At 60.2% G+C, this 19,043-nt stretch carries 19 protein-coding genes (1 of these 19 only partly in view); all 19 read left to right on the top strand.

The features are described 5' to 3' along the window. The first annotated feature begins 24 nt into the window (after nt 1-24). A complete protein-coding gene (scpB, locus tag ACSQ3Q_RS16075; protein WP_436135347.1) occupies nt 25-774 on the top strand; it encodes an SMC-Scp complex subunit ScpB in 750 nt (249 codons plus the stop codon). Then, on the top strand, nt 774-2,375 hold the full coding sequence (locus tag ACSQ3Q_RS16070) for a pseudouridine synthase (protein ID WP_436135346.1): 1,602 nt from the start codon (nt 774-776) through the stop codon (nt 2,373-2,375). The genes scpB and ACSQ3Q_RS16070 overlap by 1 nt, the downstream gene beginning before the upstream one ends. 91 nt (nt 2,376-2,466) lie before the next feature. Continuing rightward, the gene (gene ndk, locus ACSQ3Q_RS16065) at nt 2,467-2,892 is read left to right on the top strand and encodes a nucleoside-diphosphate kinase (RefSeq protein ID WP_056173919.1); all 426 of its coding nucleotides are present in this window, start codon (nt 2,467-2,469) and stop codon (nt 2,890-2,892) included. 84 nt (nt 2,893-2,976) lie between these two features. Next, nucleotides 2,977-4,098: a 23S rRNA (adenine(2503)-C(2))-methyltransferase RlmN gene (rlmN, locus tag ACSQ3Q_RS16060; RefSeq protein ID WP_436135345.1), complete on the top strand. Its 1,122-nt coding sequence runs from the start codon at nt 2,977-2,979 to the stop codon at nt 4,096-4,098. A 36-nt stretch (nt 4,099-4,134) separates the two neighbouring features. Continuing rightward, a complete protein-coding gene (gene pilW / locus ACSQ3Q_RS16055; protein ID WP_436135344.1) occupies nt 4,135-4,968 on the top strand; it encodes a type IV pilus biogenesis/stability protein PilW in 834 nt (277 codons plus the stop codon). Beyond that, nucleotides 4,961-5,887: a helix-turn-helix domain-containing protein gene (locus ACSQ3Q_RS16050; RefSeq protein ID WP_436135343.1), complete on the top strand. Its 927-nt coding sequence runs from the start codon at nt 4,961-4,963 to the stop codon at nt 5,885-5,887. Before pilW ends, ACSQ3Q_RS16050 begins: the two co-directional genes overlap by 8 nt. Then, nucleotides 5,887-7,167, top strand: a complete 1,281-nt coding sequence (gene ispG / locus ACSQ3Q_RS16045; protein WP_436135342.1) for a flavodoxin-dependent (E)-4-hydroxy-3-methylbut-2-enyl-diphosphate synthase — start codon at nt 5,887-5,889, stop codon at nt 7,165-7,167. The genes ACSQ3Q_RS16050 and ispG overlap by 1 nt, the downstream gene beginning before the upstream one ends. 142 nt (nt 7,168-7,309) lie before the next feature. Further along, nucleotides 7,310-8,578, top strand: a complete 1,269-nt coding sequence (hisS, locus tag ACSQ3Q_RS16040) for a histidine--tRNA ligase (protein ID WP_436137013.1) — start codon at nt 7,310-7,312, stop codon at nt 8,576-8,578. 14 nt (nt 8,579-8,592) lie between these two features. Further along, nucleotides 8,593-9,282 (top strand): YfgM family protein, encoded by a 690-nt coding sequence (locus ACSQ3Q_RS16035; protein WP_436135341.1) that lies wholly within the window; start codon nt 8,593-8,595, stop codon nt 9,280-9,282. A gap of 2 nt (nt 9,283-9,284) precedes the next feature. Beyond that, nucleotides 9,285-10,451 (top strand): outer membrane protein assembly factor BamB, encoded by a 1,167-nt coding sequence (gene bamB / locus ACSQ3Q_RS16030; RefSeq protein ID WP_436135340.1) that lies wholly within the window; start codon nt 9,285-9,287, stop codon nt 10,449-10,451. A gap of 17 nt (nt 10,452-10,468) precedes the next feature. After that, a complete protein-coding gene (der, locus tag ACSQ3Q_RS16025) occupies nt 10,469-11,812 on the top strand; it encodes a ribosome biogenesis GTPase Der (RefSeq protein WP_436135339.1) in 1,344 nt (447 codons plus the stop codon). A gap of 106 nt (nt 11,813-11,918) precedes the next feature. Continuing rightward, complete coding sequence (gene hfq, locus ACSQ3Q_RS16020; RefSeq protein WP_436135338.1) at nt 11,919-12,173, top strand: RNA chaperone Hfq; 255 nt, start codon at nt 11,919-11,921, stop codon at nt 12,171-12,173. Nucleotides 12,174-12,232: 59 nt separating this feature from the next. Continuing rightward, nucleotides 12,233-13,414 (top strand): GTPase HflX, encoded by a 1,182-nt coding sequence (gene hflX, locus ACSQ3Q_RS16015; protein WP_436135337.1) that lies wholly within the window; start codon nt 12,233-12,235, stop codon nt 13,412-13,414. A 53-nt stretch (nt 13,415-13,467) separates the two neighbouring features. Beyond that, entirely contained in the window at nt 13,468-14,832 is a 1,365-nt protein-coding gene (gene hflK / locus ACSQ3Q_RS16010; protein ID WP_436135336.1) for an FtsH protease activity modulator HflK, read from the top strand. A gap of 9 nt (nt 14,833-14,841) precedes the next feature. Then, entirely contained in the window at nt 14,842-15,750 is a 909-nt protein-coding gene (gene hflC / locus ACSQ3Q_RS16005; RefSeq protein WP_436135335.1) for a protease modulator HflC, read from the top strand. A 42-nt stretch (nt 15,751-15,792) separates the two neighbouring features. Further along, entirely contained in the window at nt 15,793-15,975 is a 183-nt protein-coding gene (locus tag ACSQ3Q_RS16000) for a DUF2065 domain-containing protein (protein ID WP_436135334.1), read from the top strand. A gap of 89 nt (nt 15,976-16,064) precedes the next feature. Beyond that, on the top strand, nt 16,065-17,213 hold the full coding sequence (locus ACSQ3Q_RS15995) for an ATP phosphoribosyltransferase regulatory subunit (RefSeq protein WP_436135333.1): 1,149 nt from the start codon (nt 16,065-16,067) through the stop codon (nt 17,211-17,213). Nucleotides 17,214-17,240: 27 nt separating this feature from the next. Further along, nucleotides 17,241-18,617: an adenylosuccinate synthase gene (locus tag ACSQ3Q_RS15990; protein WP_436135332.1), complete on the top strand. Its 1,377-nt coding sequence runs from the start codon at nt 17,241-17,243 to the stop codon at nt 18,615-18,617. 40 nt (nt 18,618-18,657) lie between these two features. After that, nucleotides 18,658-19,043, top strand: partial view of a phosphoribosyltransferase gene (locus ACSQ3Q_RS15985; RefSeq protein WP_436135331.1) — the 5' portion only. Its footprint extends 139 nt past the window's final position; 386 of the gene's 525 nt are visible here — the first part of the coding sequence; it begins with the start codon at nt 18,658-18,660; the stop codon falls past the right edge of the window.

Genomic DNA, 19,043 nt, shown 5'->3' with positions numbered 1-19,043 from the left:
ACTTTTTCCAGGAATCGCTAAACCATGAATACGGTGGATGCCAAACGGGTCCTCGAAACTGCGCTGATTTGCGCGCAGCAGCCGGTACCGTTGCGCGAGCTGCGCGTACTGTTTCACGATGCGCTGGGCTCTGACACACTCAAACAGCTGCTGCACGAATTGCAGCTGGAATGGACGCAACGCGGCGTTGAACTGGTTCAGGTGGCCACGGGCTGGCGGTTTCAGAGCCGCCCCGAGATGCGCGAGTATCTGGACCGACTGCACCCGGAAAAACCGCCGCGCTATACGCGAGCGACCATGGAGACGCTTGCGATCATTGCGTATCGCCAGCCGGTGACGCGAGGCGATATTGAGGACATCCGGGGGGTGACGGTCAACAGCCTGATCATCAAACAGCTGGAGGATCGCGGCTGGGTCGAGGTGATTGGCCACCGCGAGACCGTGGGGCGCCCGGCGCTGTTTGCGACCACGCGGCAGTTTCTGGACGACATGGGCCTGCAGTCGCTGGACCAACTGCCGGTCCTGGACGATCCGTCAGGAAATGCCAATGTGCTGGAAGCCATGGCAGCTGCGGCGCAAGGGGTCATAGAACCTGAGCCTGAGTTGGCGATGGCTGAGCCCGAGGTGGCAGCCCAGGATGACGCAGCACCGCTAGCGGCACCTGAGCCGCCGCCCACGCCGGTGAGAGACGATTTTTTTGAGAATGTGGAGACTGGTCTCCGCGATGACGATGCCGATGCCGATACCCAGGGCGGTATCCAGGGAAATACTTGATGAACGATTCGACCCCCGAAAACATGCCTGCCGAGCCAGATGCAGAATCAGGCGTGACCGCCAAGAAGCCTACGGCCAAACGTGCGCCCCGCAAGAAGGCGACACCGGCGATTGCCGTGGCAGATGCTGCGCCTGAATTGCAAGCGCTTGCGCAGCCTGAGCTCTTGGCGCCGCCTGTGGACCTCGCTCGGCCTGACGCGGCCGCCGATGCGGGTGCAGCCGTCGGGGCGGATGCTGCAGCGGCGCCGGCAGAAGCAGCAGAGGCCGGCAGGTCGGAAAATCGGAACGGGCGCCCAAACCACGGCGATTCCCGTCGGCAACCCCCTTCGCGCCAAGGCGGCGGAGCGCGCGGCAATCAGCGCAATCCCGGCCCGCTCGCCGTAGAGGGGTACCAGTTCGCCGATGTGGTGTCGGGGCGCTTCGATGAGGAAGAGGGTTCGGCAGACGCAGTCGCGCCCAAGCGCGTGTTGTTGCCCCAGGTAGAAACCCCCAAGCTTCACAAGGTGCTGGCCCAGGCCGGCTTGGGGTCGCGGTTGGAGATGGAGCAGCTCATTTTGGAAGGGCGCATCTCGGTAAACAACGAGCCCGCCCACATTGGTCAGCGCATCCAGTTTGGTGATCAGGTCAAGGTCAATGGAAAGCCCATTCGTTTCCGCATCGACCCACCGCCGGCTCGCGTGATTGCGTACCACAAGCCTGTCGGTGAGGTAGTGACCCACGACGATCCGCAGAACCGGCCTACCGTGTTCCGCAAGCTCCCGCGTTTGATGCAGGGCAAGTGGCAATCCGTAGGGCGTTTGGATCTGAACACCGAAGGGCTGCTGCTGTTCACGAGCTCTGGCGAGCTGGCCAACAAGCTGATGCACCCCCGTTTCGGTTTGGAGCGCGAGTATGCCGTGCGCGTGCTGGGCGCGCTGAGCAACGAAGAAAAGCAAAAGCTTCTGGACGGTGTGCGCCTGGACGATGGCATGGCCTCCTTTGGCTCCATTGAGGAGGGCGGCGGCGAGGGTTCAAACTGCTGGTACCGCGTCACGATTTCGGAAGGGCGTAACCGTGAAGTGCGCCGCATGCTGGAATCCGTGGGCCATGCCGTCAGCCGCCTGATTCGTATCCGCTACGGCGCCATGGTGTTGCCGCGCGGTCTCAAGCGCGGGGCATGGCTGGAGCTTGACGACAGTGATATCCGCGCGCTGGTCCGGGCTGCCGACGCTGGCGCGTCAGAAGGTGCGCCGCCGCGTGCTGAGGGCCCTGCAGGCGCAAACAGCGATGCTGGCGCCCGCAATGGTGACAAACGCCAGCGTGGCGGCCGCAATGCCTCCCGCGGCAACGGTGGCCCGCGCCGCGACGGATTCCCCACCCCTACCGGTGCGTTTGGCGGGCAAGGTCCTGCACGCGGACAAAAGCCGCGCCGTGAGGGCGGCGGCCAGGGGCAGGGGGGCCGCGGCGGTAACTCGGGGAGCAGCTCGCAACCTGACCCGATGAAGACTTCGGTCGGCTACATCGGCACAGACAGTCTGTCGCGCCAGCGCCAGGACAAGCGCCGTCCCGGTGGCGGCGGCAGCGGTAGCAGCGGCGGTGGCCCTCGGCGCGGTGGGCGTTGACACATCGACCTGCGGCAGCCCCGGTTAGAATCGAGGGCTTTGTCCGCTGGACAAACGAATCACAGCAACATCATTAATTCAGGAATTCAACATGGCAATCGAACGCACTCTCTCCATCATCAAGCCTGACGCAGTGGCCAAGAACGTCATCGGTCAGATCTACGCCCGCTTTGAAGCCGCTGGCCTGAAGGTTGTGGCTGCCCGCATGGTGCACCTGTCGCGTCTGGAAGCCGAGCAGTTCTACGGCGTGCACAAAGAGCGTCCTTTCTTCAAGGACCTGGTGGATTTCATGATCTCCGGCCCTGTGATGATCCAGGCCCTGGAAGGCGAAAACGCCATCCTCAAGAACCGCGAACTGATGGGCGCCACGGACCCCAAGAAGGCAGAAGCCGGCACCATCCGCGCTGACTTCGCAGACAGCATCGATGCCAATGCAGTGCATGGCTCTGACGCCGCGGAAACAGCTGCTGCGGAAGTTGCTTTCTTCTTCCCTGGCCTGAACGTTTACTCGCGTTGATATGGTGATCCCCATGCCTGTTCCCGCTGCGGGATGTCTGCGCCATGGGGAGCACTGCGCCCGACCTCATGGGAGGTCGGCGCGATGACCACGAATCTTCTGGAATTTGACCTCGACGGGCTCGCGGCTTTTTGCGAGCAACTGGGCGAGAAGCGGTTTCGCGCTACCCAGCTTTTTCGCTGGATTCATCAGCGTGGAGCGAGTCAATTTGATGCCATGAGCGATCTGGCCAAGGCCTTGCGCGACAAGCTCAAGGGCTGCGCCCGCGTCGAGGCTTTGCCGGTGATTTCCGAGCACATATCTTCGGACGGCACGGTGAAGTGGCTGTTCGACGTGGGTGACGGCAATGCGGTGGAGGCGGTGTTCATTCCTGAGGAAGATCGTGGGACGCTGTGTATCTCGTCCCAAGCCGGTTGTGCCGTCGGATGCCGTTTTTGCTCGACTGGTCACCAGGGGTTCAGCAGAAACCTGACCACCGGCGAGATCATTGCCCAGCTGTGGTTCGCTGAGCACTCTTTGCGCAAACGATTCAATTCGGAAGAGCGGGTGATCTCCAACGTTGTGATGATGGGGATGGGAGAGCCGTTGCAGAACTACACGGCGCTGGTTCCCGCGCTGCGTGCCATGCTGGACGATCACGGCTACGGGCTGTCGCGCCGACGGGTCACTGTGTCAACGTCAGGCGTCGTCCCGATGATGGATCGTTTGTCGCTGGATTGCCCGGTGGCGCTGGCGGTATCACTGCACGCGCCGAACGATCTGCTGCGGGACAACCTCGTGCCGCTCAATCGCAAGTACCCAATCCACGAACTGCTGGACGCTTGCAACCGCTATCTGGCGCACGCACCGCGCGACTTCATCACGTTTGAATACTGCATGTTGGATGGCGTCAATGACCAGTTGGAGCATGCGCAGCAGTTGATCGAGTTGGTCAGGCCAGCCCGGGGCGCTGGCGTGCGCTGCAAGTTCAACCTGATTCCTTTCAATCCATTTCCCGCGTCGGGGCTGCTGCGGTCGCCACAAAATCAAGTGTTGGCTTTTGCCAAAGTCTTGAGTGATGCGGGTATTGTCACGACGGTGCGCAAGACGCGCGGCGATGATATTGACGCTGCCTGCGGCCAATTGGCAGGGGACGTCAAAGACCGCACGCGGGCTGCCGAGCGTATGGCGAAGCAGCGCACAATCGTGCTCAAACCGGTGACTTGATCAACAAGCATTGGGGTTACCTTAAGGAGGCTCTACATGGTGGGTTTGGTTGGAAGCTGGCAGCAATGGGGCCGCTGGGCACTCATGGCATGTGGGGCTGCTGCCTGCATGGCGGCACTTCAAGGCTGCTCTACCAGTCCTGGCGCTGCGGTCACTGATTCCAATGCAGGGATCGTGACGCCCTCTGATGAGCCCGAGGGGCGGCGGCGCGCGCGCATCCGGCTTGAGCTGGCGTCCAACTATTTCGAGAATAACCAGACTGCGGTGGCCCTGGACGAGGTCAAGCAAGCGTTGGTGATAGACCCAACGTACGCGGACGCTTTCAACCTCCGTGGGCTGATTTATATGCGGCTGAACGATCTGGCCCAGGCGGACGACAGCTTCCGTCGTGCGCTTGCATTGCGCGGCGGGGATCCGAACCTTCTCCACAACTACGGATGGCTCCTTTGTCAGCAACAGAAGTTTGCGGATGCGGACCAGCATTTCGGGCGTGCTCTGGCCAATCCTGCGTATGCGGCGCGGGCCAAGACCCTCATGGCGCGTGGCCTTTGCCAGTCAAGCGCTGGCCAGTTTGTGGAAGCCGAGCAGTCGCTGCTCAAAGCGTATGAGCTCGACGCTGCCAATCCGGTAGTCGGATATCACCTGGCTGCACTGCTGCTGCGTCGCAATGAGCTCAACAGGGCGCAGTTTTACATCCGGCGGCTGAACAACGGACAGTTCGCCAATTCGGAATCGTTGTGGTTGGGGATCAAGGTGGAGCGTGCTCTGGGCGACTCCGTCGCCATGAGGCAATTGGCAGACCAGTTGCGCAAGCGGTTCCCGGAGTCACGGGAATTTGGTGCATACGAACGCGGGGCTTTCAATGAGTGAGGTTGTGGAAGGGGTAGCTACGGCGGGCGGTCTGCTGCGGGAAGCGCGTCAGGCGACCGGTATGCACATTGCCGCGTTGGCGGTGGCCTTGAAAGTACCCGTGAGCAAGCTTGAAGCGCTGGAAACTGACAACTACGCAGCGCTGCCCGATACGGTCTTCGTGAGGGCCCTGGCATCAAGTGTCTGCCGGACGCTCAAGGTGGATCCGGCACCCATTCTCTCCCTGCTGCCGCAAAGCCACAGCCCGCGCTTGTCTGCAGACAGTGCGGGGCTTAATGCTCCGGTCAAGGTCGGCGCGGGCAAGTCCTCGGGGTCGTCCGCATCCTTCTCGACGGGCTCCACCTCACGCTCTGTGACGGTTGTGGTGTTGGCGTTGTTGGCCGGAGCGTTGGTCGTCTTTTTCTTCCCACGCGAGCAGGGCGGATCCTTCATCCCGTCCGCCCGGGTCGCCTCTACGTCGGGCGATACCGCCGAGCCAGTGGCAATGGCACCGCAGACGCCAACGCAGGCCCCTGTGCCTGAGGCACTTCGTGCCAATTCGAATGATTCAGTCGCGGGCAAGGATGCTCCTTCACTTCAGTCAGCTACGAAGCTTGCGGGACCTGCGGCCGATGTCGTAGCTGCGCAAGCCGCTTCGCCCTTGGGTGCAGCAAGCGAAGCAACCAATGCCGCGGCGGCCACATCAGGCACGTTGGTATTGCGTGCGCGAAGCCAGTCATGGGTGCAGGTCAAGGATGCGTCCGGTACCGTGGTGCTGCAGCGGAATCTCGCCGCGGACGAGTCCGTCTCCGTCAACGCCCCGGCGCCGCTGGCTGTGGTGGTGGGGCGGGCGGACGCCACCGAAGTGTTCGTGCGCGGCAAACCTTTTGATTTGGCGGGCGTGTCGCGCGAGAACGTCGCCCGCTTCGAGGTGAAATAGTGCAAAAGCTTCCAGTTGAATTCGGGCCCGTAGCGGTGGCCTCGCCTCTGCCCCGGCGCTCCCGTCAGGCCAAGGTGGTTTGGGGTTCGCGGATCGTGACAGTCGGTGGCGATGCGCCGGTGCGCGTGCAGTCCATGACCAACACGGACACAGTGGACGCGATTGGTACGGCCATCCAGGTCAAGGAGTTGGCACAAGCGGGCTCCGAGTTTGTTCGCATTACCGTCAATACCCCGGAGGCTGCTGCGGCGGTGCCCTACATCCGGGAACAGCTGGACCGCATGGGTGAGAGCGTGCCGCTGGTGGGTGACTTCCATTACAACGGCCACCGCTTGCTGACGGACTTCCCGGACTGTGCGCAGGCGCTTTCGAAATATCGCATCAATCCAGGAAATGTGGGCAAAGGCGACAAGAGGGATCGTCAATTTGGGCAGATGATCGAAGCGGCGATCCGCTGGGACAAGGCTGTGCGCATCGGTGTGAACTGGGGCAGTCTGGACCAGGAATTGTTGGCTGATCTCATGGACGTCAATAGCCGGCGCGCCTCTCCTTGGGAAGCACGCCAAGTCATGTACGAGGCACTCATCACTTCCGCGATCGAGTCGGCCCGGCGAGCCGAAGAGATGGGCCTGGATGGGAATCAGATCATCCTGTCTTGCAAGGTGAGCGGCGTGCAAGACCTGATCTCGGTGTATCGCGAGTTGGCCCGGCGATGCGACTATGCATTGCACCTGGGACTTACAGAAGCTGGGATGGGCACCAAAGGCACGGTGGCCTCTGCTGCTGCCCTGTCGGTTCTGTTGCAGGAAGGGATCGGTGACACGATCCGCGTCTCTCTAACGCCCCAGCCCGGCGAAGCTCGCACCCAAGAAGTGGTGGTGGCGTCCGAGATACTGCAGGCCTTGGGTCTGCGCGTTTTTGTGCCCAGCGTCACTGCATGCCCGGGATGCGGCCGCACCACCAGCACGACTTTTCAGGAGCTCGCCAAACAAATTGACGACTTCCTGCGTGCCCAGATGCCGGTGTGGCGCGTGCGGTACCCCGGAGTGGAGAGCTTGCGTGTGGCAGTCATGGGATGCATCGTGAATGGTCCTGGCGAGAGCAAACACGCCGACATCGGCATCAGCCTGCCGGGCACGGGCGAGGCGCCGGCCGCTCCTGTGTTCATTGATGGCGAGAAGGCACTGACCCTGCGGGGTGACAACATCGCCACGGAATTCCATCAAATTGTCGAGCAGTACATCGAGAAGCGCTTTGGCGCTGCGGTGACTGCGAGCTGACATCGCACGACGTGTGCTTCACGCAGTCGCGTGGAGTGCACCTCAATGCCGCCCTATCGCTAGATCCAAGAAAAGAACATTTGTGAGCAACGAAAAAAGCGCTGTTTCATCCAAGCCGGAAAAGTTGGTGGCCGTGAAGGGCATGAACGACATCCTCCCGCCAGAGTCTGCGCGGTGGGAATGGCTCGAGGCGAAAGTGCGTGCCCTGATGGCGCGCTATGCCTATCGCAACATCCGGACCCCCATCGTCGAACCCACTCCATTGTTCGTGCGTGGTCTTGGCGAGGTGACGGACATCGTCGAAAAAGAGATGTATTCGTTCGAGGATCGGCTCAATGGCGAGCAACTGACCTTACGCCCTGAGGCGACAGCCGGCGTGGTGCGCGCCGTAGCGGAGCACTCGTTGCTTTATGACGGAGGCAAACGGCTCTACTACATGGGACCGATGTTTCGCCATGAGCGCCCACAACGCGGGCGCTATCGCCAGTTCCACCAGATCGGCGCTGAAGCTCTGGGTTTCTCCGGCGCGGAAGTCGATGCTGAATTGATTTTGTTGGCTCAGTCGTTGTGGCGAGAACTGGGGCTGCAACACGTGCGCCTGGAGCTCAACAGCCTGGGTGAGCCCGACGAGCGCAAGGCCCACCGCGCAGCGTTGATTGCTTATTTTGAAGCGAACGCTGCAGTGCTTGATGAGGAGGCCCGGCGCCGTTTGCACAGCAATCCCCTGCGCATTCTCGACACCAAGAACCCGGCTATGCAGGGTTTGGTAGAGACTGCGCCTCGCCTGATCGATTTTCTGGGGGCGAAGTCCCTTGCGCACTTCGATGCGGTCAAATCCATCCTCACAGCCAACGGAGTTCCCTGGACTGTCAATCCCCGATTGGTACGTGGCATGGACTACTACAACCTCACAGTGTTTGAGTTTGTCACGGATCAATTGGGCTCTCAGGGCACGATCTGCGGTGGCGGCCGCTATGACTACCTGATCGAGCAGATCGGTGGCAAGCCCGCTCCCGCAGTGGGGTGGGCACTGGGTGTGGAGCGTGTGCTCGAGCTTTTGAAAGAGCAAACCCATGCGGTGCCAGCGCTCGCACCCGACGTTTATGCGGTGATTCCCAATGTCGCTGCTTTGCCCACTGCGGTGAGCACGATAGAGCGCCTCCGTGCGCTGGGAGTGAGTGTGCAAATGCACGCTACCCCGGCAGGAGGGGAGGGCATGGGGAGCATGAAATCCCAGTTCAAGAAGGCCGACGCGAGCGGCGCACCTTACGCGCTCGTCTTTGGCGACGATGAACTTTCCAGAGGCATGGTCGTGGTCAAGTCGCTTCGCGACGGCGCAGGGGGGGCTCAGGCAGAGCATCCGCTCAATGCTGTCTCCGACTGGGCGCCCACCCTACAATCCAAAAGGTAAACCGAATACACGCCATGGCAAATCACCTCGATCTTGAAGAACAAGAACAGCTTGACCAACTCAAGCATTTTTGGAATACCTGGGGCACCTTGATCAGCTCGGTGCTGATTGTGGTCGCAGGTTCGTTAGCCGCCTGGAACGGCTATCAGTATTGGCAGAACCGTCAGGCGGGGCAAGCTGCAGCGCTTTTCGATGCAGTGGATGTAGCCGCACGGTCTGGAGACCAAGCGCGAGTAACTCAAGCTTTTGGGGACCTCAAAGCGAAGTACGCGGGCACCACGCAGGCTGCGCAAGCTGGGCTGACGTTGGCGAAAATTTCGGTAGACGCGGGCAATGCCGATGCTGCCAAGGAATCGCTTGGCTGGGTGGCAGAGCATGCGCGCGACGACGGCCTCAAAGCACTCGCCAAGCTGCGCCTTGCCAGTGTGCTGATGGATCAGAAGAACTACGACGACGCGCTCAAGCAGCTTGCTGGTAGTCCCCCTGTCGAGTTTGAAGCGGTCTTTGCGGATCGCAAGGGCGACATTCTGGTGCTTCAGGACAAGCGCGCAGAGGCGATTGCAGAGTACACCAAGGCCTATAAAGCGTTTGAGGAAGGCGTTGAATACCGCCGCCTTGTTGAAATTAAATTGGGCGCGCTGGGTGTTGCGCCCCAGAGCGTGGTTATCGCGGCAACCACCGCGCCTTCGGAAGGGGCGAAGTGATCATGGTGCGCAACCTCAGCAATAGCCTTCAAGGTGGGCTGCCCTTCGTGCGAGCCGTGTCATCCGTGGTGCTGTTGGCCACTTTGGCGGGATGCTCCCTTTGGAACAGCGGCAGTGCAAAGCCGGTCCCTGGAGACCTTGGGGCCAATGTGGCCGTTTTGGGCGTGCGTCAGGCATGGACTGCCCGCATCGGCACGGTCAGCGGAATGCCTCTGGACATTCACACAGCTGGCAACGTAGTCACCCTGGCCTCGGCCGATGGTGTCGTGGCGGCTGTGGATGCGCGCACGGGCGGAGATGTGTGGCGCACCGCGCTGGGTGAGCCTTTGTCTGCAGGTGTCGGAAGCGACGGCAAGTCTGCCGCTGTGGTTTCCCGTACCAACGCGCTGATTCTGCTGGAATCTGGGCGCGAGCGTTGGCGCCAGCCGTTGGCGGCTCAGGTGTTCACTCCGCCGCTGGTGGCGGGCGGTCGTGTCTTTGTACTGTCCGCCGATCGGTCCGTTGCTGCTTATGACGGCGCCACAGGCCGCAGGCTCTGGAATCAGCAACGGCCAGGTGAAGCGCTGGTTTTGCGTCAGGCTGGCTTGATGCTGGCTGTTGGCGATACCCTGGTGGTCGGATTTTCCGGACGTATGGTGGGCCTGAATCCCGACAATGGAAGCGTTCGATGGGAGGCTCCGCTGGGCAGCTCGCGTGGTACCAATGATGTAGAGCGCTTGGTGGAACTGGTGGGGCGCGCGACCCGCATCGGCGATAGCGTTTGTGCTCGAGCCTTCCAAGCTGCGGTGGGCTGTGTGAACGCTGCCCGGGGATCGACGGTCTGGACACAACCTGCCAGTGGGGCTGAGGGCGTACACGGCGATGGTGATGCAGTATTCGGTTCTGAAAGCAATGGTTCTGTGATCGCATGGCGCCGCAGCGACGGGTCGCGTCTGTGGGCTACCGACAGGCTCAAGCACCGCAGACTGACTGCACCGCTGCTCTTGGGCCGGTCGGTGGTTGTCGGCGACGAAAGCGGCTTGGTGCATTTGCTCTCCCGTGCGGACGGTACGCCGCTCAATCGTGTTGCCACGGACGGGTCTGGCATTGCCGCAGCGCCAGTCGTGGCGGCAGATACGCTGGTCGTAGTGACGCGCAATGGTGGGGTCTACGGATTCCGTCCTGATTGATTGATCGGTCGTATTCAATGAAGCCAGTTATCGCCCTCGTGGGGCGTCCGAACGTCGGTAAATCGACGCTTTTCAATCGTCTCACCAAGTCGCGTGATGCCATCGTTGCTGACTTTGCAGGGCTGACACGAGATCGGCACTATGGCAATGGCAAGCAGGGCAAGCACGAGTACATCGTCATCGACACTGGAGGTTTCGAGCCTGACGCAGCCAGCGGCATTTATCGTGAAATGGCGAAGCAGACCCAGCAGGCGGTCGCCGAAGCGGACGTAGTCGTTTTTGTCGTGGACGCGCGGGCGGGTGTTTCTGCGCAGGACCATGACATTGCCAAATACTTGCGCAGGCTGAGCAAGCCGTGCGTGCTGGTGGCGAACAAGGCCGAGGGCATGCTGGAAGGTGTGCAGCTCGCCGAGTTTTATGAGTTGGGCCTCGGCGAGGTCTTCCCGGTCTCGGCGGCGCACGGCCAAGGTATCCGTGGCCTTGTGGACGTGGCGCTCGAGCCTTTGCAGCTGCCCGATCCCGACGATGCAGATGCCGAAGTAGACAAGAGCGTGATCAAGCTGGCGGTGGCGGGGCGGCCAAACGTCGGCAAGTCAACACTGATCAATACGTGGCTGGGTGAGGAACGGTTGGTCGCCTTCGACATGCCTGGAACGACCCGCGACGCGATTACCGTGCCTTTCGAGCGCAATGGACAGCGCTTTGAATTGGTAGATACCGCCGGTTTGCGACGCAAAGGCAAAGTCTTCGAAGCCATCGAGAAATTTTCGGTGGTCAAGACGCTGCAGGCTATTGAGTCTGCGAATGTGGTGCTGCTCCTCCTCGATGCCACGCAGGGTGTCACCGACCAGGATGCTCACATCGCAGGCTATATCCTGGAGAGCGGTCGCGCGGTAGTGCTAGCGGTAAACAAGTGGGATGCGGTAGACGACTATCAGCGCCAGCTTTTGGAGCGTTCCATTGAGACCCGGCTGGCCTTCCTGAAGTTTGCTGCAATGCACTTCATTTCGGCGAAGAAGCGCCAGGGATTGGGCCCTCTATGGGCGTCAATTGCTCAAGCGCACAAGTCAGCGACCTGCAAGATGTCCACGCCTGTACTCACTCGCCTCTTGTTGGAGGCTGTACAGTTCCAAAGTCCGAAGCGCGCGGGGATGTTCCGCCCCAAGATGCGGTATGCGCACCAGGGTGGCATGAACCCGCCGGTGATCGTTATTCATGGAAATTCTCTGGAACATGTGACGGACGCCTATAAGCGTTTCCTGGAAGGGCGCTTTCGCAAAGAGTTCGATTTGGTCGGCACTCCTCTGCGCATCGAGATGAAAACTTCCCACAATCCCTTCGCGGATAGGGATGATGCCTGATTGAAAGGCCGGGGTGTGAAAGGGCCATGCGCTGCACGGATGGCGCGGCTCTTTTCGTGTGGTAAGGTGCTGGTTTACAACAACATCTTTGAACACGGAGAATATCGTGAGCAATAAAGGCCAGCTTTTGCAAGACCCTTTCCTGAACGCCCTGCGTCGGGAGCATGTGCCGGTTTCCATTTATTTGGTAAACGGCATAAAACTCCAGGGGCAAATCGAATCTTTCGACCAGTATGTGGTGTTGCTGCGCAATACGGTCACCCAAATGGTCTACAAGCACGCAATCTCCACCATCGTGCCGGGTCGCGCAGTCAACTTTTCTACTGCCGAAACCCCGGATGCGGACAGCAATAACGCCTGAGTTGTTACTCCGATCTGATTGCTGCTTCTTGCCCCTACGGCGCGAGAGGACCCTCTGCCTTGAGTAGTTCGACGACCTCTTCTCCGCCGGGTGGCACACCCGTGCTGCTCGTGGGGGTAGACTTTGGTCTTCCCCATTTTGACGGTGATCTCGAGGAGTTGGGCTTGCTGTCGCAAACTGCGGGTATGAATCCCGTGGCGAGGATGACTTGCAAGCGCAAGGCGCCCGATGCAGCGCTTTTTGTGGGCAGCGGCAAGGCCGACGAGATACGAACCCTGGCGCAAATGCATGGCGCCTCCGAGGTTCTTTTTGACCAGTCGCTGAGCCCTGCGCAGCAGCGCAACCTTGAGCGTCATCTTGAGCTTCCGGTCAATGACCGTACCCTTCTGATCCTTGAGATCTTTGCGCAGCGCGCGCGCAGCCATGAGGGCAAGCTCCAGGTGGAGCTTGCTCGGCTTCATTATTTAAGCACCCGGCTGGTTCGACGCTGGTCCCATTTGGAGCGTCAAACCGGGGGCATCGGTGCCCGTGGCGGTCCTGGCGAAAAGCAGATTGAGCTGGATCGCCGGATGATCAGCGACGCCATCAAACGGACGCGCGAGCGCCTCGTAAAGGTCAAGCGTCAAAGGTCCACCCAGCGCAGGCAGCGGGAGCGGCGAGAGACCTTCAATATCTCTCTGGTGGGGTATACCAACGCAGGGAAGTCCACGCTTTTCAATGCGTTGGTGAAGGCGCGAGCCTATGCAGCCGACCAGCTCTTTGCGACGCTCGATACGACAACGCGGCAGCTGTATTTGGGTGATGCCGGGCGATCCGTGTCGCTGTCGGACACAGTGGGTTTTATTCGCGATCTACCGCATGGCTTGGTGGATGCCTTCCAGGCCACGTTGCAGGAAGCTGTGGATGCCGACCTGCTGCTACACATTGTCGATGCTTCCAATCCCGGTTTTCCGGAGCAGATGGCCCAAGTGCAGAAAGTACTGCACGAGATCGGTGCGGCTGACGTTCCCCAGATACTGATCTTCAATAAGCTCGATTCACTGGCGCCCGAGCAGCGCCCGTCGGTTCTGCAGGATCACTATGACGTGGACGGGCAGATGCTTCCGCGGCTGTTTGTGAGTGCACGGTCCGGCGAAGGCTTGGATGCACTTCGCGGTTCGCTTGCGTCCACAGTCGTCGCTGCCGCGCAGGAAAACATGACCCCTGATGCCGCCATTGAATTGCCAGGGGATTTGGCCTGATTGGGCACAATGCCGGCATTACCAACGCCACCAGAGAACCAGAGACTTTGCGTATGACTTTTCAAAAACGCACCCTACGCTGGGCTTCGCTGCCAGACCGTGTACGGGGCATGTTCAATCTGAACGACCCTCGATGGGGGCGTGGTGACGACAATAAACCCGATGACACTGTCCGGCCTGATGACCGGCCAGCGAGTCAGCCGTCTGGCAACAGAGGAGGCGACCAGCGTCCCAACAACGGCCAGCCCCCCGATCTCGACGAGCTCTGGCGCGATCTCAATCGAAAACTGGGTGGGCTATTTGGCGGAAAAAATGGCGGAGGCCGTGGTTCCGGCGGCGGTTCGGGCGGCGGCTTTCAGCCAGACATGAAGAGCGCTGGTGTGGGTGTTGGTTTGATTGCTGGGATCGCCTTTGTCATCTGGATGGGGACGGGTTTCTTCATCGTGCAGGAAGGCCAGCAAGCCGTTATTACCCAGTTCGGGAAGTACAAGAGCACGGTAGGGGCGGGCTTCAACTGGCGCCTGCCTTATCCCATCGAGCGCCACGAATTGGTTTTTGTCACGCAGATCCGGTCTGCGGATGTGGGACGCGATACCGTCATCAAGAGCACGGGCTTGCGCGAGTCTGCAATGCTCACGGAAGACGAGAACATCGTCGAAATCAAGTTTGCCGTGCAATACCGCTTGAGCGACGCCCGTGCTTGGCTGTTCGAGAGCAAAAATCCCTCGGACGCCGTGGTGCAGGCCGCTGAAACGGCGGTGCGTGAGGTTGTAGGCAAGATGCGTATGGACACGGCATTGGCCGAGGAGCGCGACCAGATTGCGCCGCGGGTACGCGCACTCATGCAAACGATCCTTGATCGGTACAAGGTAGGCGTTGAGGTGGTCGGCATCAACCTGCAGCAGGGAGGCGTTCGGCCGCCCGAACAAGTACAAGCGTCGTTTGACGACGTTTTGAAAGCAGGGCAAGAGCGGGAACGCGCCAAAAACGAAGCCCAGGCGTATGCCAACGACGTGATTCCGCGCGCCGTTGGTTCTGCATCGCGGTTGAACGAGGAAGCGGCTGCTTATAAAGCCCGCATCGTGGCGCAGGCACAGGGTGATACACAGCGCTTCACGTCCGTTTTGGCGGAATACCAAAAAGCGCCGCAAGTCACGCGTGATCGCATGTACCTGGAAGCCATGCAACAGATCTACGGCAGCGTGACCAAGGTCTTGGTGGAGTCACGCCAAGGTTCCAATCTGCTTTATCTACCGCTCGACAAAATCATGCAGAGCGTGGCCAGCGGCTCGCAGGACGCGGCGGCTGCGAGCCCCGCGACACCGGTGGCTCCTCCGGCCGCTGTGCCCCCGTCCACCTTTTCGAATGACCCTCGGGCGCGCGACAGCAGTCGCACCCGTGATCGTGAATCTCGCTAGGAGCTGCTCGTGAACAGAGTTGGATTTATTGCAACCACCCTGCTGGTGGTGCTTGCCCTCATGAGCTCCATGCTTTTCGTGGTGGACCAGCGGCAGTTTGGTGTGTTGTATGCGCTAGGCCAGATCAAAGAAGTCATCACCGAGCCGGGGCTCAACTTCAAGTTGCCTCCGCCCTTTCAGAATGTGTCGTACATCGACAAGCGTCTCTTGACACTGGACAGCAGTGACACCGAGCCGATGCTGACAGCGGAAAAGCAGCGCGTCGTAATCGACTGGTACGTGCGCTGGCGCATTTCGGAGCCCACCGAGTACATCCGCAATGTGGGGCTTGATGAAAGTTCTGGCGCAATGCAGCTCAATCGCGTGGTGCGCAATGCGTTCCAGGAAGAGATCAACAAGCGTACGGTGAAAGACCTGCTGTCCCTCAAGCGCGAAGCGCTGATGGCCGACGTCAAGCGCGAGGTCCTGGAAACAGTTCGTGGTGCCAAGCCTTGGGGCGTAGACGTCGTGGATGTGCGAATCACCCGGGTCGACTACGTTGAAGCCATCACCGAATCTGTCTATCGCCGTATGGAGGCCGAGCGCAAGCGCGTAGCCAACGAGCTGCGTTCTACAGGCGCCGCCGAGGGTGAAAAAATCCGCGCGGATGCAGACCGCCAGCGTGAAATCACAATTGCAAATGCGTACCGCGATGCACAAAAGATCAAGGGCGAGGGAGACGCTGAAGCAGCGCGAATTTATGCCGAGGCGTTTGGCCGTGATCCCCAGTTTGCGCAGTTTTATCGGAGCTTGGAGGCTTACAAGCTGAGCTTCAATAAGAAGAGCGATGTGATGGTGCTGGATCCGTCGTCCTCGGAGTTCTTCAAGACCTTCCGCGGTGGAACGTCGGCGGCTGCGCCTGCTGCTGCCCGTAAGTAATCTTGTCGGACTGCCCTTGCGCTTGCTGTCGTCTGCCCATTCGTGAGTTCTGAGAGCCTGTGGGCAGCGCTTGCGCTGGTCCTTGTGATCGAAGGATTGTTGCCTTTTCTTTCGCCGCAAGCCTGGCGGCGGGCGGTCGGCCAGATCGCGCAATTGCAGGACGGTCAGATCCGTTTCTTTGCCCTGTTGGCCATCTTGGCTGGTTTGGCAATGTTCTGGTTCTGACTCCCTTCTATCGTGTTCAGCAGGATGTCTGTCGGGGCCCTTCTCGGCTCCCGGTAGAATCGCGGTTTTAACAGCCTCCCCTTTTCTCCATGTCTGCTTGGGTCCTGCCGGATCACATTGCCGATGTCTTGCCGTCCGAAGCGCGGCACATCGAAGAATTGCGTCGCGGGCTGCTTGATACAGCCCGTTGTTATGGCTATGAACTGGTCATGCCGCCGTTGTTGGAGCATCTTGAATCCTTGCTGACGGGCACGGGCGAAGCGCTGGATCTGCAAACGTTCAAACTTGTAGATCAATTGTCCGGCCGGTCCATGGGGCTGCGGGCGGACACGACTCCCCAGGTTGCTCGCATTGACGCACATTTGCTCAACCGCCAAGGTATTACGCGCCTGTGTTATTGCGGCCCGGTCTTACACACGCGCCCTGACAGGCCCCATGCCACCCGCGAGCCACTGCAGTTCGGTGCAGAAATCTATGGACACGCGGGGCTTGAAGCCGACCTCGAAGCGTTGCAGCTGGCTCGTGAGTGCCTGCGCGTAGCAGATGTTCAAGATACGACGGTCGATCTGGCGGACGTGCGGGTCGTGGGCAGCCTGCTGCGAGGTGTAGCGCCGGATGCCCAAGTGCTCGCAGCGATCCATGCGGCACTGGCAGCCAAAGACACGGGCGAGTTGGCGGTGCTGACCCGCGATTTCCCGCGGGATTCGCGCGAAGGCCTTATGGCATTGCCGCACCTGTATGGAGATCAGAGTGTGTTGGTTGAGGCGGAAAAAGTGCTCCAGCGCTTTTCTGATGTGCCTCGTCTGCTATCAAATTTGAAGTGGCTGGCATCTCGTCTTGATGGGGCCACTGTTACCTTCGACTTGGCTGACTTGCGCGGCTACGCGTACTACAGCGGCGCGCGCTTTGCAATCTATGCTCCCAACGCAAGTGATGCGCTGGTGCGGGGTGGGCGTTATGACGAAGTTGGCGCCGTATTCGGCCGCAATCGCCCGGCTGCGGGTTTCAGCCTGGACATCAAGCAAGTAGTAAGCGTGGTGTTGCCCCGCGCGTTGAAAGCCGCTATTCGGGCGCCATGGGGCGAAGCTTCTGACGTCAACGCGGCCATCGCGCAGTTGCGCGCAGCAGGGGAGACCGTCGTGTGTGTATTGCCGGGGCATGAGAGCGAAGTGGACGAGTTTCACTGCGACCGGGAACTAGTGCGGGTTGCGGACCGGTGGGTCGTGCAGGCTGTTTAAGCAATTGAATATTGAAGTGGGTTTGAGATGAAAGCAACCAAAGGTCGCAACGTAGTAGTGGTCGGAACGCAGTGGGGCGACGAGGGCAAAGGCAAGTTGGTCGATTGGCTGACCGAGAGCGCTCAGGGCGTCGTGCGCTTCCAAGGGGGCCACAACGCGGGTCACACACTGGTGATCAACGGCGTGAAAACTGCGCTGCATCTGATCCCCAGCGGCATCATGCGCCCCGGTGTGAAGTGCTACATCGGCAACGGCGTGGTCTTGTCGGCGGCCAAGCTCTTCGAAGAAATTGAAGGCCTTGAGAAGGCGGGGGTTGAGGTGCGCTCGCGCCTGCGCATCAGCGAGGCGTGCCCGCTGATTTTGCCTTTCCACGCCGCAATCGATGTTGCGCGGGAAGCGGCGCGTGAACAAGGCGGGACTGAAAAAATCGGCACGACAGGCCGTGGTATCGGCCCGGCCTACGAGGACAAAGTTGCACGCCGCGCGCTGCGTGTGCAGGATCTGAAATACCCCGAGCGCTTCGCCGCCAAGTTGCGCGAGTTGCTTGATTTGCACAACCACGTACTCACTACGTACCTCGGTTCGGCCTCATTCGTCTTTGGAGACGGTCTGAAGCAGTACATCCAGGACGGCAAGGTGCAATTTGACATCGTGTATGCAGAGGCCATGCGCCACGCTGAGTTGCTCAAGCCCATGATGGCGGATGTCTCTCGCGAGTTGAACGAAGCGAATCGCGCAGGTGCCAATCTGCTGTTTGAAGGTGCGCAGGGCACCTTGCTCGACGTAGACCATGGTACCTACCCGTACGTTACATCAAGCAACTGCGTGGCAGGCAACGCAGCAGCAGGTTCGGGCGTGGGCCCAGGAATGCTGCACTACATCCTTGGGATTACAAAAGCCTATTGCACGCGTGTTGGTGGAGGACCTTTCCCTACCGAACTGGATTGGGAAGTCCCCGGTACGCCTGGTTATCACATGAGCACCGTGGGCGCTGAAAAGGGCGTAACCACGGGGCGCAGCCGCCGCTGCGGCTGGTTTGACGCGGCACTGCTCAAGCGCAGCGCCCAGGTCAATGGTCTTTCGGGCTTGTGTATCACTAAACTTGACGTGCTCGACGGTCTGGAAGAACTGCTGCTGTGCACTGGCTACGAACTCGACGGTGAGCACATTGACCTGCTGCCCATGGGAGCTGAAGACATCGCCCGCTGCACTCCGATCTACGAGGCACTGCCCGGTTGGAGTCAATCCACTGTGGGCGTCACGGACTATTCCAAGCTCCCTCAGAGCGCGCGCAACTATCTGGAGCGCATCGAGCAGGTCACTGGTGTGCCGATCGCCATGATTTCGACCAGCCCGGATCGGGATCACACGATCATGATGCGCCACCCTTACGTTGCCGACTGATCTGACGACACGAGTCTCTTATATAAGCAGGAGCTATTTCATGTTGACTGAAGACGGCAAGCACCTTTACGTGAGCTACGACGAGTACCACAGCCTGATTGAGAAGCTGGCGCTCAAGGTGCATCAGTCCGAGTGGGAATTCGACACGATTCTGTGCCTCGCTCGCGGCGGCTTGCGCCCCGGAGACATTCTCAGCCGCATTTTCGACAAGCCGCTGGCCATCATGTCTACCAGTTCTTACCGTGCGGAGGCTGGGACGGTACAAGGCCATTTGGACATTGCGAGGTTCATCACAACACCCAAAGGCGAGATCGCAGGCAAGGTCCTGTTGGTGGATGACCTTGCAGACTCGGGTCACACATTGCACGCTGTGATCAACATGCTGAAGACTAACTATGCCCCCATCACCGAACTGCGTAGCGCGGT

Source organism: Acidovorax sp. LjRoot129, assembly GCF_964253765.1.
Classification (GTDB): domain Bacteria; phylum Pseudomonadota; class Gammaproteobacteria; order Burkholderiales; family Burkholderiaceae_C; genus Acidovorax.
The sequence above is the reverse complement of the archived record's forward strand: the minus strand, read 5'-3'. Positions and strand labels throughout refer to the sequence as shown.